The sequence below is a fragment of the Psychrobacter sp. TB55-MNA-CIBAN-0194 genome (assembly GCF_040309505.1).
Taxonomy (GTDB): domain Bacteria; phylum Pseudomonadota; class Gammaproteobacteria; order Pseudomonadales; family Moraxellaceae; genus Psychrobacter; species Psychrobacter fozii.
On record NZ_JBEOOW010000469.1, the window covers coordinates 1 to 259 of the forward strand.

Below are 259 nucleotides of genomic sequence, written 5' to 3' on the forward strand. Positions count from 1 at the left end.
GCTTTATGGCTCAGCAAGCCAAAATTTCTTCAACGTGAATGATTCTTGCCGTGCTAAAAACTTAAATGACCTAGCCGATCCAACCCTACGCCAAGCCAATTGTACAGCATTGGGGATCCCAGCTGGTTTTGATGCTGACTACGACGATAAAACCCTTGAAGGGTTAAGTGGTGGTAACCGCGAGCTAAAGGCCGAAGAGTCAAAAAGTTATACTTTAGGGGTTGTTTATCAACCTGATTATATCGATGGGTTATCAATC

Annotated in this window: 1 protein-coding gene; it reads left to right on the top strand. The window is 43.6% G+C overall.

Annotation, left to right across the window (positions count from 1 at the left end; all coding sequences use genetic code 11):
- On the top strand, nt 1-259 hold a 259-nt coding region (locus tag AAEY75_RS15925), incomplete at both ends, for a hypothetical protein (RefSeq protein ID WP_352260136.1).